Origin of the sequence: Nocardioides sp. S-1144, assembly GCF_005954645.2 — a bacterium.
Lineage (GTDB): Bacteria > Actinomycetota > Actinomycetes > Propionibacteriales > Nocardioidaceae > Nocardioides > Nocardioides dongxiaopingii.
In genome coordinates this window covers 412374-426457 of sequence record NZ_CP040695.2, presented here as the reverse complement: position 1 = coordinate 426457, position 14084 = coordinate 412374, and the positions used below count along the sequence as shown (strand labels likewise).

At 73.0% G+C, this 14084-nt stretch carries 11 protein-coding genes; 1 reads left to right on the top strand and 10 read right to left on the bottom strand.

Translation table 11 applies throughout. The annotated features are described in order from the left end of the window. Window positions 1-4: 4 nt before the first annotated feature. From FE634_RS02095 to FE634_RS02065, 7 genes are all read right to left on the bottom strand, one after another. Window positions 5-616: a hypothetical protein gene (locus tag FE634_RS02095; RefSeq protein WP_148240305.1), complete on the bottom strand. Its 612-nt coding sequence runs from the start codon at window positions 614-616 to the stop codon at window positions 5-7. A 53-nt stretch (window positions 617-669) separates the two neighbouring features. After that, window positions 670-2244: an alpha/beta hydrolase gene (locus tag FE634_RS02090; protein ID WP_148240304.1), complete on the bottom strand. Its 1575-nt coding sequence runs from the start codon at window positions 2242-2244 to the stop codon at window positions 670-672. Between the two features lie 13 nt (window positions 2245-2257). Next, complete coding sequence (locus FE634_RS02085; protein WP_170981665.1) at window positions 2258-3430, bottom strand: DNA polymerase III subunit delta'; 1173 nt, start codon at window positions 3428-3430, stop codon at window positions 2258-2260. Between the two features lie 67 nt (window positions 3431-3497). Further along, window positions 3498-4151: a dTMP kinase gene (gene tmk / locus FE634_RS02080; RefSeq protein WP_187366803.1), complete on the bottom strand. Its 654-nt coding sequence runs from the start codon at window positions 4149-4151 to the stop codon at window positions 3498-3500. A gap of 7 nt (window positions 4152-4158) precedes the next feature. Further along, a complete protein-coding gene (gene topA / locus FE634_RS02075; RefSeq protein WP_148240303.1) occupies window positions 4159-6915 on the bottom strand; it encodes a type I DNA topoisomerase in 2757 nt (918 codons plus the stop codon). A gap of 52 nt (window positions 6916-6967) precedes the next feature. Continuing rightward, window positions 6968-8329 (bottom strand): DUF2510 domain-containing protein, encoded by a 1362-nt coding sequence (locus tag FE634_RS02070; protein WP_148240302.1) that lies wholly within the window; start codon window positions 8327-8329, stop codon window positions 6968-6970. A 9-nt stretch (window positions 8330-8338) separates the two neighbouring features. Continuing rightward, on the bottom strand, window positions 8339-9094 hold the full coding sequence (locus FE634_RS02065) for a helix-turn-helix domain-containing protein (RefSeq protein ID WP_138874938.1): 756 nt from the start codon (window positions 9092-9094) through the stop codon (window positions 8339-8341). Between the two features lie 110 nt (window positions 9095-9204). On the opposite strand from FE634_RS02065, the gene FE634_RS02060 reads away from it, so the two are divergent. After that, on the top strand, window positions 9205-9561 hold the full coding sequence (locus tag FE634_RS02060; protein WP_138874937.1) for a DUF1330 domain-containing protein: 357 nt from the start codon (window positions 9205-9207) through the stop codon (window positions 9559-9561). 36 nt (window positions 9562-9597) lie between these two features. On the opposite strand, the gene FE634_RS02055 is transcribed toward FE634_RS02060, so the two are convergent. The 3 genes from FE634_RS02055 to FE634_RS02045 form a co-directional block, all read right to left on the bottom strand. After that, window positions 9598-11064, bottom strand: a complete 1467-nt coding sequence (locus FE634_RS02055; RefSeq protein WP_148240301.1) for a DUF7059 domain-containing protein — start codon at window positions 11062-11064, stop codon at window positions 9598-9600. Window positions 11065-11176: 112 nt separating this feature from the next. Next, window positions 11177-13486, bottom strand: coding sequence for a sodium-translocating pyrophosphatase (locus tag FE634_RS02050; RefSeq protein ID WP_137295004.1), 2310 nt, complete (start codon window positions 13484-13486; stop codon window positions 11177-11179). 212 nt (window positions 13487-13698) lie between these two features. Further along, window positions 13699-14037 carry an STAS domain-containing protein gene (locus tag FE634_RS02045; RefSeq protein ID WP_137295005.1) on the bottom strand — a complete coding sequence of 113 codons (339 nt, stop codon included), beginning with the start codon at window positions 14035-14037 and terminating at the stop codon, window positions 13699-13701. Window positions 14038-14084 lie beyond the last annotated feature (47 nt).

The window sequence follows — 14084 nt, the reverse complement described above, 5'->3', positions numbered from 1 at the left end:
CGGCTCAGCCGGCGGCGGGCGACCAGCGACGGTTCGGTGCCTGGTCGGCGCGGCCGCGCCAGGTGTTGTTCGGGCGGTACTCGCGGATGTCCCACACCTGCACCTTGACCCGCACGGACCTGGGGTCGCCCAGGCACCACTGGGGGACGCCGATGCCGAGCTGGTCCTTGCGCGGGCGCCAGAAGGTGCGCACCTCGCAGTCGAGGTAGGTCCACTCACCGTCGCGGCGGCCGACCAGGAAGCTGCCGGTGCGGTCGTCGCCGTCGCGCGGGCTGTAGCCGAAGGTGTAGAACTCCGGTCCGCCGCGACCGTCGGTGTCGATGAGGACCTGCAGGGCCTGGGCCTTCGCCGAGGTGAACCGGCCCGCGACCGTCGTCCACACGCACGCGTCGCCGGGGTTGTTCCACAGGCCCATCGCGGTGATGTCGAAGCCGTGGTAGCCGCGGTCGGTGGTGTCGCCGACCCCGACCTGCGGCCGGCCGGCGGCGCACGCCGCCGCGCGGAGCCCGGCCGGGGGCGTACCGCCACCCGCCGCGGTGGACGGCGGTGCGGGAGCGACGACGAGCAGCGACAGCGTCGAGGCGAGCAGGGCCACGGTGCGCACGAGGGTCCTCATGGACCTCAGCCTGCGGGGCGGCGCACCGCCGCGGCCACTGGAACAATCCGGCTTCAGCAGCGGGTGTCGTCGGCCGGGACGTCGCCGTCGAGCAGGTAGCCCTCGACGGCGTCGTCGATGCAGCTGTTGCCCTTGTTGTAGCCGGTGTGCCCGTCGCCGTCGCGGGTGAGCAGGACGCCGCTCTCGAGCTGCTCGGCGAGCGCCACCGCCTCCTCGTAGGGCGTCGCCGGGTCGCGCGTGGTGCCGACGACGACGATCGGGGCGGCACCGGCGGCGCGGATGGTCGGCGTGGGCTCGGCGGCCTCGTCCTGGATGCCGAGGCACCCGGCCAGGCCCCACGCGAAGAACCGGCCGAAGGTCGGCGAGGCCGCGTCGAAGGCGGGGTACTCGGCGGGGATCTCCTCGGCCGAGGCCGACGTGGGGTCGTCGAGGCAGTTGATCGCGTAGAAGGCCTCGAGGCTGTTGTCGTCGTAGCCGCCGCTCGCGTTGCGGGAGCCGTAGAGGTCGGAGAGCGCCAGCAGGGTCGTGCCGTCGCCGTCGAGCGCCTCCTGGAGCCCCTGGTCGAGGAGGAACCAGCTCTCCCGGCTGTACAGCGGGTAGGCGACGCCGTAGAAGGCGTTGCCGATCTGGAGGTCGCGGTCGCCCGAGGTCGGCAGCGGCTGTTCCTCGATCGAGGCGAAGAGGTCGCTGATGGTGCCCTGCGCCTCCTCGCGGCTGGCCCCGAGGAAGCAGCCCTCGCCGGCGACGCAGTCGTCGAGGTAGGCGTCGAGCGCGGTCTGGAACCCCGCGGCCTGGCTCAGGGCGTTGTCGCGGAAGTCGAGCGTCGGGTCGGTGGCGCCGTCGAGCACGAAACGGCCGACGTTGCCCGGGAAGAGCTCGGCGTAGGTGGAGCCGAGGGTGGTGCCGTAGGAGAAGCCGAGGTAGCTCAGCTGCTCCTCGCCGAGGACCGAGCGCAGCACGTCCATGTCGCGGGCGGCCTCGACGGTCGAGACGTGCGCCGCGACCCCGTCGGAGCCGGCCACGCAGCCGGCGAAGAACTCCTCCTCGCTCGCCGCGAACTCCTGCCGCTCGGCGGCGTCGTCGGGCGTGGGGTCCTGGGCGACGAACGCGTCGAGGTCGGCGTCGGAGAGGCAGTCGACCGGCGCGGAGTCACCGGTTCCGCGGGGGTCGAAGGCCACGACGTCGACCCGCTCGAGGAGGCTGGCGGTGAAGTAGCCGTCGGCGTTCTCGGCCATCGTCGTGCCGGGGGCACCGGGGCCCCCGGGGTTGACCACGAGCGAGCCGACGCGGTTGTCGGGGTCGCGGGCCAGCGTGCGCTCGAGGGCGATGCCGATGGTCTCCCCGCCGGGCTCGGCGTAGGCCAGCGGCACGGTGAGGGTGGCGCACTGGTTGGAACCGCAGCCCTCCCACGCGAGCTGCTGGCCGTAGAACTCCTCGAGGCCGGCCGGCACCGCGCCCGCCGGGCCGAGGGAGGAGGTCTCCGGCGCCGCGCCCCGGTCGCGCTCACCGCCGCCGTCGCTGCTCCCGTCACCGCCGTCGCCGACGAGGAGCGCCGCGGTCAGCCCGCTGCCCACGCCGAGCACGAGGACGGCGATGACCGCCACGACCCACACGACCTGCTTGTTCATGCACGACTCCCGTTCACGAGCTCGGCACCTTGAGCGCCACCATCATCGACTCCAGCGCCAGGGCGACCGGGACGTTGAACTCGACCATCTGCTGGCGCGCCTCGAAGATCCACCCGATCCGGCGCAGGTTCAGCTCGGGCGTCGAGGTGCGCACGACCTCCTCGACGTCGGCACGGATCTCGGCGTTGACCAGCTCGCCCGGCGCACCCAGCGCGAGCGCCACGGCGTCGCGGTAGACCGACACCAGGTCCATCAGGCCGCGGTCGACCACGTCGATGACCCGGCGCTTGGCCCGGGTCTTCTGCGACTTGTCGAGGGCCGACAGCGCCGGGCTGTACTCGCGCGGACGCCGTCCGCGCTCGACGACGCCGTACTGGACGTCGAGGTCGGCCTTCTCCCGGGCATCGAGGTCGCCGGTGATCGCGTCGGCCTCCTCCTTGGCGACGGCGGCGAGCTCGGTGGCCGCGCGCATGCACGCGCCGAGGCTGGTGAGCGACGTCGGGTAGGAGACCACGGTGCGGCGGCGCTCGCGGGTGGCCTCGTCGAGGGCGAGCGCGCGGGCCCGGCCGATGTGGCCCTGGCTGGCGCGGGCGGCGTAGGAGGCGAGGGCCTCGCTGACGCCGTCGTGCCGCACGAGGTGGGCCGCGACCGCGGCCGGGCTGGGGGTGGCCAGGGTGAGCTGGCGGCAGCGCGACCGGATCGTCGGCAGGACGTCCTCGACGGTCGGGGCGCAGAGCATCCAGACCGTGCGGCCGTTGGGCTCCTCGATGGTCTTGAGCAGCGCGTTGGCGGCCGGCTCGGTGAGCCGGTCGGCGTCCTCGACGATGATGACCTGCCAGCGCCGGCCGGCCGGGGCGAGCGCGGAGCGGCGCACCAGGTCGCGCACCTCGTCGATGCCGATCGAGAGCTTCTGGGTGCGGACGACGTCGACGTCGGCGTGGGTGCCGGCCAGCGCGGTGCGGCACGCGTGGCACTCGCCGCAGCCGCCCTGCTCGCACTGGAGCGCGGCCGCGAACGCGACCGCGAGGTTGGAGCGCCCCGACCCCGGGGGCCCGGTGAACAGCCACGAGTGCGTCATCCCGTGCCCGGCCACCGCCGGGCGGAGCACGCCGACCGCGCGGTCCTGCCCGACCAGGCCGGCCCACACCCCGGTCGCGGGTTCGGTCTCGACGGCGGACTGGGTCACGCGGCGAACCTACGGGGCGGCGCCGACGGTTTCCACCGGCGGGGCGGGAGACCCTCCGCCACCGGGCTCAGGTCGCCCGCGGGGGCAGCAGCGGCGTCACCGCGGCCCGGACGGCGGCCTCGATCTCGTCGACGTCGGCGCGGGCGTCGAGCACGAGGTAGTGGTCGGGGTCGGCGGCGGCCATCCTCGGGAACGCCGCGCGCACCCGCTGGTGGAACTCCAGCGACTCCGCCTCGATCCGGTCGCGGCCCTCGAAGCGGGCCAGCCCGGCCTCCGGCTCGAGGTCGAGGACGACGGTCAGGTGCGGGCGCAGGTCGCCGGTGGCCCAGCGCGCGACGGCCTCGACCTCGGCGACGTCGAGGGCGCGGCCGGCACCCTGGTAGGCCAGCGTCGAGTCGACGTAGCGGTCGGTGATGACGACGCCGCCGCGGGCCAGCGCGGGCCGGACGACGGTCTCGACGTGCTCGGCCTTGTCGGCGGCGTACAGGAGCACCTCGGTGCGGTCGCCCAGCGCGCCGGTCTCCGGGCTCAGCACGATCCGCCGGAGGTCCGCGCCGACGGGGGTGTCTCCGGGCTCGAAGGTGAGCAGGACGTCGTGCCCCGCGGCGCGGAGCCAGGTCGCGAGCCGCCGCGACTGCGTCGACTTGCCGGAGCCCTCGCCGCCCTCGAAGCAGACGAAGACGCCGTGGTCGGCGTACACGGGCCGGGACGCGGGCAGCACGACCGCCCTAGGCCTTCTTGGCCGTGGTCTTCTTCGCCGTGGTCTTCTTGGCGGCGGCCTTCGTGGTCGTCGTCTTCTTGGCGGCGGTCTTCTTCGCGGTGCTCTTCTTGGCCGGCGCCTTCTTCGCGCCCTTCTTCGCCCCCTTCGCCGGACCGCGCTCGCGCCGGTCGGCGAGCAGCTCGGCGGCCCGCTCGAGGGTGATCGCGTCGACGGAGTCGTCCTTGCGGAGGGTCGCGTTGTACTCGCCGTCGGTGACGTACTCCCCGAACCGGCCCGACTTCACCACGACCGGCTGACCCGAGACCGGGTCGTTGCCGAGCTCCTTGAGCGGGGGCGCCGCGGCGGCGCGGCCGCGCTGCTTGGGCTGGGCGTAGATCGCCAGCGCCTCGTCGAGGGTGACGGTGAACAGCTGCTCCTCGCTGGTGAGCGAACGGGAGTCGGTGCCCTTCTTGAGGTAGGGGCCGTAGCGGCCGTTCTGGGCCGTGATCTCCTCGCCCTCGGCGGCCTCGCCCTCGGCCCCCTCGGCGGGCGGCGCGACGCCGACCACGCGCGGCAGCGAGAGCAGCTTGACGGCGTCGTCGAGGGTGACGGTGTCGAGCGACATCGACTTGAACAGCGAGCCGGTGCGCGGCTTGTCGCTCTTCTTGGCGTCCTCGGGCAGCAGCTCGGTGACGTAGGGGCCGTAGCGGCCGTTCTTGGCGACCACCTCGAGGCCGGTGACCGGGTGCCGGCCGAGTGCGATCTCCTCGCCGGCGGGGTTGGCCAGCAGCTCCTTGGCCTTGTCGAGGGTGAGCTCGTCGGGCGGCAGGTCGTCGGGCACGTTGGCGCGCCGGCCGAGCGGGTTGCCGTCGTCGTCGGGGCCCTCGAGGTAGGGGCCGTACTTCCCGACGCGCAGGAAGATCCCGGAGTCGGCGTCACCGACGGGGAAGGTGGCGTTCTCGCGGGCGTCGATGTCGCCGAGCTCGGTGACGAGGGTGTGCAGGCCCTGCACGGAGTCGGAGCCGTAGTAGAACTCGCCGAGCTCGGTGACGCGGTCCTTCTCGCCCCGGGCGATCTCGTCGAGCACCGTCTCCATCGCGGCGGTGAACTCGTAGGAGACCTGGCGCGGGAAGTGGTCCTCCATCAGCCGGATCACCGAGAACGCCAGCCAGGCCGGCACCAGCGCGGTGCCCTTCTTGTAGACGTAGCCGCGGTTGAGGATGGTGCCGATGATCGAGGCGTAGGTCGAGGGTCGCCCGATCTCGCGCTCCTCGAGCTCCTTGATCAGCGTGGCCTCGGTGAAGCGCGACGGCGGCTTGGTCTCGTGGCCGTTGGCGCTCAACGACGCGGCGGAGACGGCGTCGCCCTCGACGAGCGCGGGGAGCCGGGTCTCCTGGTCGTCCTTCGCGCCGCCGTCGTCGGTGCCCTCGACGTAGGCCTTGAGGAAGCCGTGGAAGGTGATCACGCGACCCGACGCCGAGAAGACGACGTCCTCACCGGTGGCGGCCGCGCCGCCGATGCGGACCGAGACGGACTGGCCGACGGCGTCCTTCATCTGCGAGGCGACGGTGCGCATCCAGATCAGCTCGTAGAGCCGGAACTGGTCGCCGGTCAGGCCGGTCTGCGCCGGCGTGCGGAACGACTCGCCGGCCGGACGGATCGCCTCGTGCGCCTCCTGGGCGTTCTTGACCTTGCTCGTGTAGGTGCGCGGCACGTCGGGGACGTACTCGGCGCCGTACAGCTCCCGCACCTGCGAGCGGGCGGCCTCGACCGCACCGCCCGACAACGTGGTGGAGTCGGTGCGCATGTAGGTGATGAAGCCGTTCTCGTAGAGCCGCTGCGCCACCGACATCGTCACCGAGGCGCTCATGCCGAGCTTGCGGCTGGCCTCCTGCTGCAGCGTGGTGGTGCGGAAGGGCGCGTACGGCGAGCGGCGGTAGGGCTTCGACTCCACCGAGCGGACGTCGTAGGTGGTGTCGGCCAGCGCGCTGACCAGCGACTGGGCCCGCGCGCGGTCGAGGTGGACGACGTCCGCGCCGGCCTTGAGCAGGCCGTCCTGGCCGAAGTTCGAGCCCGAGGCGACGCGGGTGCCGTCGAGGCTGTGCACCCGGGCGGGGAACATCCGCTGGTCGTGCTTGCTGCCGGCGTCGAAGGTGCCCTCGAGGTCCCAGTAGGACGCGGCGCGGAACGCCATCCGCTGCCGCTCGCGGTCGACGACGAGGCGGGTGGCCACCGACTGCACGCGCCCGGCCGACAGGCCCGACATGACCTTCTTCCACAGCACGGGGCTGACCTCGTAGCCGTAGAGACGGTCGAGGATGCGGCGGGTCTCCTGGGCCTCGACGAGGTCCATCGCGATGTCGCGCGGGTTGGCGGCGGCGTCGAGGATCGCCTGCTTGGTGATCTCGTGGAAGACCATCCGCTTGACGGTGACGTCCTTCTTCGGCTTCAGCTCGTCGAGCAGGTGCCAGGCGATCGCCTCGCCCTCGCGGTCCTCGTCGGTGGCCAGGAAGAGCTCGTCGGCGTCCTTGAGCAGGCCCTTGAGCTTGCTGATGTGCGACTTCTTGTCCCGCGGCACGACGTAGTAGGGGGTGAACCCGTCCTCGACGTCGACCGCCAGCCGGCCCCACGACTTGTCCTTGATCTTCGCCGGGGTGTCCGCGGCGTTGTTGGGGAGGTCGCGGATGTGCCCGATCGACGACTCGACGACGTAGCCGTCCCCGAGGTACCCGCCGATCGTGCGGGCCTTCGCGGGGGACTCGACGATCACCAGCTTGTGTGCCACAGCGTCCTGTTTCGCTTTCCGTCCCGGAACCCCGTCTAGGGCTCACGGCGGCTCACGGTAGCGCGTGGTGGCGAACGTCGTGTCGCCGCGGCGGTCCGCGGGCCCCTACTGGAGGGCGAGCTGACCGGGTGAAGTCGTCCTGCTGGGCGATGAGCGTGGTGTCGCCGATCGGGACCACGCTGACGAACATCCCGAACGTCTCCGGGTCGCCGGTGTCGACGATGACCACCCGGGCGACGTCGCCCTCGACCTCGAGGTCGGGGTTGTCGATGCGGATCTCCGCGGTCATCGCCCACGCGGGCGCGCCGTCGACGGTGGTCTCCGCGGAGTCGACGAGCGTGCCGCCGCTGAAGCCGGTGTAGAAGGTCGAGGAGGCCGCCATGCACTGCAGCACGACCCCGGCCGCCTGGCCCGGGGTCTCGAAGCCGTTGGCCCGCGGCAGGCCGCCGAGCGCGTACACCGCGACCCACCCGGTCGCGGCGGCCTCGTTGACCTCGATCGGCCGGCTCGGGGCGAAGACGCCGCGGGCGAAGGTGAAGGCCGCCGACTGGTCCTGCGTGGCGTCGAACTCGGGCGGCACCGGCAGGGTGAGGCCGCCGCCGGTCATCGCGCCGCCGGTCGCCCCGGTCGCCCCGGACGCCGGGTCACCGCCCGTGCACTGCTCGGACGTCGGCTCGGCGGCGTCGGCCGCGAACGGGTCGCCGGGGTCCTCCGCAGGGTCCTCGGTCGGGTCCTCGGTGGGGTCCTCGGTCGGGTCCTCGGTCGGGTCGGTCGTCGCGTCGCTGGTCGGGTCGGGCGAGCCGGTGTCGGAGGCCTCGTCGCCGCCGTTGTCGCCGTCGTCACCGGTGACGGCGCGGACGCCGAGGAACGTGCCGACCCCGAGCACCGCGACCAGCACGACCGCGAGCAGCACCAGGCCGACCGTCCGGCCCCTGCCCGGTCCGCCCGATCCTCCGGTCCCGCCCGGCGTCGCACCGGGGTTCCAGCCCTGCTGGCCGTACCCCTGCTGGCCATAGTCCTGTCCGTAGCCCTGTCCGTAGCCCTGCTGGGCGCCGTAGGGCTGCTGGCCGTAGCCCTGCTGGCCGCCGGGCTGCTGCCCGTAGCCGCCCTGCCCGTACCCGCCCGGGGCGGGCGGCTGCTGGCCGTAGGACTGGTAGCCCCCCGGCGGCTGGCCACCGGGCTGGCTGCCGGGCTGGCTGCCGGGGGCGGCCGACGACCCGGGGTACTGCGTCGGCTCCTCGAAGCGGCTGGTCGGGGGCGGCGTCGCCGGCGGCTGGCCGGGGCCGCCGTCGGCGGGGTCGGGCGCCGAGCCCTGCGGGCTGTCGCTCACGTCGTCGCCCCAGGTGGAGCCGTCCCAGTACCGGAACATGCCCGCCTGACCGGCCGGATCGGGGTACCACCCTGGAGTCGCCACGGTGGCACCTTAGGCCAGCAGGGCCCGCCGGGTCTCGTCGTCACCGGGGTAGAACGCCTCGATGGCCAGCTCGGAGACGGTCACCTCGCGGGGCGTGCCGAACACCGTCGTCGTCGACAGCAGCGACAGCACCGTGTCGCCGACCCGGAGCAGCAGGGGCACCAGCAGGCCGGGCGTCGTGGTGCCCGGCTCGCCGGCGCCGTCGTCGAGCTCGGCGAGCAGGGCGGCGAGCCGTGGGTCGTGGTCGGCGTCGTGCTCGCGGCGCAGCCGCGCGAGGAGGTGGGCCCGCCACTCGGGCAGGTTGACGATCCGGGGCGCGAGCCCCTCGGGGTCGAGGCTCAGCCGCACGACGTTCACCGGCGGCTCCACCAGGCGGGGCGCGACCTCCCCGATCAGGGCGTAGAGGGCGTCGTTGGCCGCGACCAGGTCCCAGCCCGGGTCGACCACGAGCGCCGGGAAGGGCAGGTGGGCGGCGAGGATGGCGTCGATGGCCGCCGCCACCTCGGCCATCGGCGGGGCGTCGAGCGCGTGCTCGGGGTGGGCGGGGGCGTAGCCGGCCGCCAGCAGGCACCGGTTCTGCTCGCGCAGGGGGACGGCGAGCTGGTCGCACAGCCGCAGGATCATCGCGCTCGTCGGCCGCGCGCGTCCGGTCTCGATGAAGCTGACGTGGCGGCTCGACACCCCCGCGCGGTGCGCGAGGTCGAGCTGCGACAGGTTGCGCCGGCGTCGCCACTCGCGCAGCAGGACGCCGCTCTCCTGGGTCATGTCCCGAATATCGCCCATGCCGGTCGGTCCCGCACCTACCTCGGAGGTCATCGCGCCGATGACGTCGGTGGGCTGGACTGCTGCTCCGACACCGACCCGAGGAGCACGACATGACCGAGCAGACCCGCAGCACCCCCGCGTACGCCGTCGCCCACCTGCGCCAGGTGGGCGTCGGCGACGCGATCATCGAGTACCTGACCCGGATCGACGCCACGCTGGCCCCGTACGGCGGCCGCTTCCTGGTGCACGGCGGGCCGGTCACCGCCCTCGAGGGCGTCTGGGACGGCGACGTCGTGGTGATCGCCTTCCCCAGCAGCGGCGCCGCCCGCGCCTGGTACGACTCCGCCGAGTACCGGGCGATCCTGCCGCTGCGCCTCGACCACGCCCACTCGGTCGCCGCGATCGTCGAGGGCGTGCCGGAGGGCTACCGGGCCACCGACAAGCTCGCGGCCCTCCAGGGCGCGTGAGCCTCCCCGGCCCGAGGCCCGCTCAGCGCGACCGGGTCAGCGGGTGAGGAAGGACTGCCGCACCAGGTCCTGCACCGCGGGCAGGTAGCTCGTGCGGACCTCGGCGGCGTCGAGGTCGAGCAGGACGGCGAGCGCGTCGAGGATCTGCCCGACCGACAGGTCGCCGTCGCAGGTCCCGGCGAGCGCGGCCTCGACCGTGTCGACGGTGCGGGCGCGGCGGAAGCCGACCTGCTGGCGCAGCACGATCGTCTCGGGGTCCTCGGCGCCGACCGGCCCGTGGGTCTCCTGGACGACGTCCGGGCGCAGCTGGAGGTGGTCGTCGAGGCCGACGTCGGCGCGGACGGCGTCGCCCCAGGCGCCGATCGCCTCGGCGATCGGCTGCTCGACGTCGTAGGGCCAGGACAGCAGCTCGGTGCGTCCGTCGGACGTCCCGGCCTCGTGCAGGTTGATCCAGCCGAAGCCGACCGCCTCGATGCCCTGGTCGTCGAACCACGACAGCCAGGTGTCGTAGCGGGAGAGGTAGTCGGGCGAGCCGTGCAGGCCGGCGTCCTTGAGCCAGAGCTCGACGTAGGAGGCGGGGTCGAGCACCTCGCGCTGGACGACGAGCGCGTCGTGGCCCTCGGGCAGCCAGCCCGCCAGCCGCTCGTCCCAGGGGCGGTCGCGCTGGATCACCCAGTTGGCCAGCACCTGGCACCAGCCACCCGGGTTGAGGTGGCGCGGGGCGGTGCGGACGATGTCCTCGACGACGCGGTCACCGGGCAGCCCGGAGTCGCGGTAGACGAGCCGCTCACCGGTCGCCGGCGAGATCACGAACGGCGGGTTGGTCGCGATCAGGTCGAACCGCTCCCCGCGCACCGGCTCGAAGAACGAGCCGTCACGGACGTCGACGTCCACGCCGTTGAGGGCGGCGTTGAAGCGGGTCACCGCGAGGGCGCGGGCGTTGACGTCGGTCGCGACGACCCGGCCGCTGTGCCGCGCCAGGTGCAGCGCCTGGACGCCGCACCCGGTGCCGAGGTCGAGGGCCGACCCGACCTCCTCGCGCAGCGTCAGCTGCGCCAGCGACGTCGACGCCGGGCTGATCCCCAGCACGTGGTCGGTGCCGACGCGGTGCGGTCCGCCGTCGAGGCCCGGGGTCAGGTCGCTGACCACCCACAGGTCGACGTCGTCGTCGCCGGTGCCGTGGCTCGCGGCGTACGGACGGCAGTCGAGGCGCGCCGCGACCTCCCCGACGCTGCGGGCGACCAGCCCGTCGACGGCGAGCCGGTCGACCAGGCCCGGCAGCGCGCGCTCGGCGTCCTCGAGGGTGACCGTGGTCTGCAGCAGGAAGAGCCGCACGAGCGTCTCGAGCGGGCTCCCGCCGCGGGTGCGGGCCAGCCCGGGCGACGTCTCGTTGCGGGCCAGCGCGTCGTGGGCCCGCGCCCCGAGCAGCTCGGCGACGCCGTCGTAGGTGAAGCCGGCGGCCACGAGGGCCTCGCGGAGGGCGGGAGCGGTGGCCGGGTTCACGCGCGCAGTCTTGCAGGCACCCCCGCCCACCCCACCGACGCGATCCACCCCGAAAAGCACGGTGACCCGTCAGTGATCACTGACGGGTCACCGTGGTGGTGCGGGGTGCGGGTCAGACGGGCTTGTCGGCCAGCGGGACGTCGTCGCCGAGGTTGGACTCGCGCTGCTTCGACACGTAGACCGCGCCGGCGATGATCGCGACCGAGACCAGGGCGATGAGGATGCGCAGGACGTCGTTCTCGTCCTCGCCGACGCTGGTGGACACCACGGCGCTCGCGATCAGCAGCGAGACCAGGTTCATCACCTTGATCAGCGGGTTGATCGCCGGGCCGGCGGTGTCCTTGAACGGGTCGCCCACGGTGTCGCCGATGATCGTGGCCTCGTGGGCGGGCGAGCCCTTGCCCCCGTGGTTGCCGTCCTCGACGAGCTTCTTGGCGTTGTCCCAGGCACCACCGGCGTTGGCCAGGAAGACCGCCATCAGGGTGCCGGTGCCGATCGCGCCGGCGAGGAAGCCGGCCAGCGCCGTGACCCCGAGGCCGAAGCCGACGGCGACCGGGGCGAAGACGGCCAGGATGCCCGGCGTGATCAGCTCGCGCAGCGAGTCGCGGGTGACGATGTCGACGACCTTGCCGTACTCCGGGCGACCGGTGCCCTCCATGATCCCGGGGATCTCGCGGAACTGGCGGCGGACCTCGTAGACCACCGCGGCGGCCGCCCGCGCGACGGCGTTGATGGCCAGGCCGGAGAACAGGAACACCACGGCCGAGCCGAGCAGGACGCCGACCAGGACCGAGGGGTCGAAGACGAAGAACCCGGTGAGCTCGTCGAGCGCGCCGGCCTCGTCGAGCGCCTCGATGGACGACGTCGCGTAGGACCCGAACAACGCCGTCGCCGCGAGCACCGCGGTGGCGATCGCGATGCCCTTGGTGATCGCCTTGGTCGTGTTGCCGACGGCGTCGAGCTCGGTGAGGATCTGGGCGCCCTCCGGGCTGACGTCGCCCGACATCTCCGCGACGCCCTGGGCGTTGTCGGAGACCGGGCCGAAGGTGTCCATCGCGACGATGACGCCGACGGTGGTCAGCAGGCCGCACCCGGCGAGGGCGACGGCGAACAGCGAGATGGTCAGCGAGGCACCACCGAGGAGGAAGGCGCCGAACACGGCGGCGCCGATCACCAGGGTCGTGTAGACCGCCGACTCGAAACCGACCGAGAGGCCGGACAGGATGACGGTGGCGGCGCCGGTCAGCGAGGTCCGGCCGACGTCCTTGACCGGCTTGTACTCGGTGCCGGTGTAGTAGCCGGTGAGGGCCAGGATGCCGGCGGCCATCACGATGCCGATGACCACCGCGACCGAGGCGATCAGCGCGGGGTTGCCCTCGGGCTGCCCGCTGATGAGCTCGAGGGTGTTGCTCCCGGCGAGCCCCTCGAAGTCGGCGAAGCTGGTCGGCAGGTAGACGAACGACAGCACGACGCTGGCCAGGGCGGCGATGCCGGCCGAGAGGTAGAACGACCGGTTGATGGTGGTCAGGCCGGGCTCGCCGACCTTGGGCTTGGTGAGGTAGACGCCGGCGACCGCGGTGAGCGCGCCGATGGCCGGGATGAGCAGCGGGTAGACCAGACCCTTGTCGCCGAAGGCCTGCGAGCCGAGGATCAGCGCGGCCACCAGGGTGACCGCGTAGGACTCGAACAGGTCGGCGGCCATGCCGGCGCAGTCGCCGACGTTGTCGCCGACGTTGTCGGCGATCGTGGCGGCGTTGCGCGGGTCGTCCTCGGGGATGTTCTGCTCGACCTTGCCGACGAGGTCGGCGCCGACGTCGGCGGCCTTGGTGAAGATGCCGCCGCCGACCCGCATGAACATGGCGAGCAGGGCGGCGCCGAAGCCGAAGCCCTCGAGCACGTCGGGGGCCTCGTCCTGGAAGAAGAGCACGACCAGGCTGGCACCGAGCAGGCCCAGGCCGACGGTGAGCATGCCGACCATGGCGCCGGTGCGCAGGCCGATCCGCATGGCCGGCTCACGACCGCCCGGCTCGTTGGCGGCGGCCGCGACCCGGAGGTTGGCGCGGACGGCCAGCGACATGCCGAGGTAGCCGACGGCGGCCGAGAACACGGCGCCGACGATGAAGAAGACCGAGCGGAAGATCCGCACGGTCAGGTCGTCGGCGGGCAGCGCGAGCAGCACGAAGAACGCCACCCCGGCGAAGATCGCCAGGGTGCGGAACTGTCGCTGGAGGTAGGCGTCGGCCCCCTCCTGGACAGCCTGGGCGATGTTCTTCATGTTGGCGGTGCCTTCACCGGCAGCAAGGACCTCGGAGCGGAACAGGTAGGCCATCGCGAGCGCGCCCAGCGCGATCAGGGCGACGACGATGACCAGGACGAGGTTGCCACCGGAGACTTCGACGGCTGCGGGATGGAACCCGGCCATGCTTCCTCCTGGGTGTCGATACGTGCGAGCGGGCCGGATGTGACCCAGGTCTCGGGGGGACCGAGCCGGAGTTTACGCAGAACCAGGCCCCACAGAGGCAGGGGAGGTGACGTGCGTCACGTGCGTGTCGCGGCGCCGACGTGGCGCCGACCGCGTGCGGGCGCGCCGAGGCACCGGTCCGTGGACCGGTGCGGTGGTGGCGGGAGCCGGTCTCAGGCCCCGGCGAGGGCCGCGTCGGCCGACTCGTGGATGACGAAGACCTTGGCCAGACCGGTGATCCGGAAGATCTTGAGCAGCCGGTCCTGGTTGCAGATCAGGCTCAGCGAGCCGTCGTGAGCCCGGACCTTCTTCAGGCCACCGACCAGCACGCCGAGTCCGGTGGAGTCGAGGAACTCGACCGCCTCCATGTCGATGACCAGGTCGTAGGTGCCGGCAGCCACGAGCTCGGTGATCCGGTCGCGCAGCTTCGGAGCCGTGTAGACGTCGATCTCCCCGCCTACGGCGACGATGGTTCGCCCGCCGACGTCGCGCGTCTCGAGACTCAGATCCACGAAGTTCTCCCAGAAGTACGTGCAGGATGACCTGTCGGGAACCGCGG

What these genes read in the sequence shown, in the direction of transcription:
- FE634_RS02095 (WP_148240305.1), bottom strand. Translation starts at nt 616, where the DNA reads ATGAGGACCCTCGTGCGCACCGTGGCCCTGCTCGCCTCGACGCTGTCG.
- FE634_RS02090 (WP_148240304.1), bottom strand. Translation starts at nt 2,244, where the DNA reads ATGAACAAGCAGGTCGTGTGGGTCGTGGCGGTCATCGCCGTCCTCGTG.
- FE634_RS02065 (WP_138874938.1), bottom strand. Translation starts at nt 9,094, where the DNA reads ATGACCCAGGAGAGCGGCGTCCTGCTGCGCGAGTGGCGACGCCGGCGC.
- FE634_RS02060 (WP_138874937.1), top strand. Translation starts at nt 9,205, where the DNA reads ATGACCGAGCAGACCCGCAGCACCCCCGCGTACGCCGTCGCCCACCTG.
- FE634_RS02050 (WP_137295004.1), bottom strand. Translation starts at nt 13,486, where the DNA reads ATGGCCGGGTTCCATCCCGCAGCCGTCGAAGTCTCCGGTGGCAACCTC.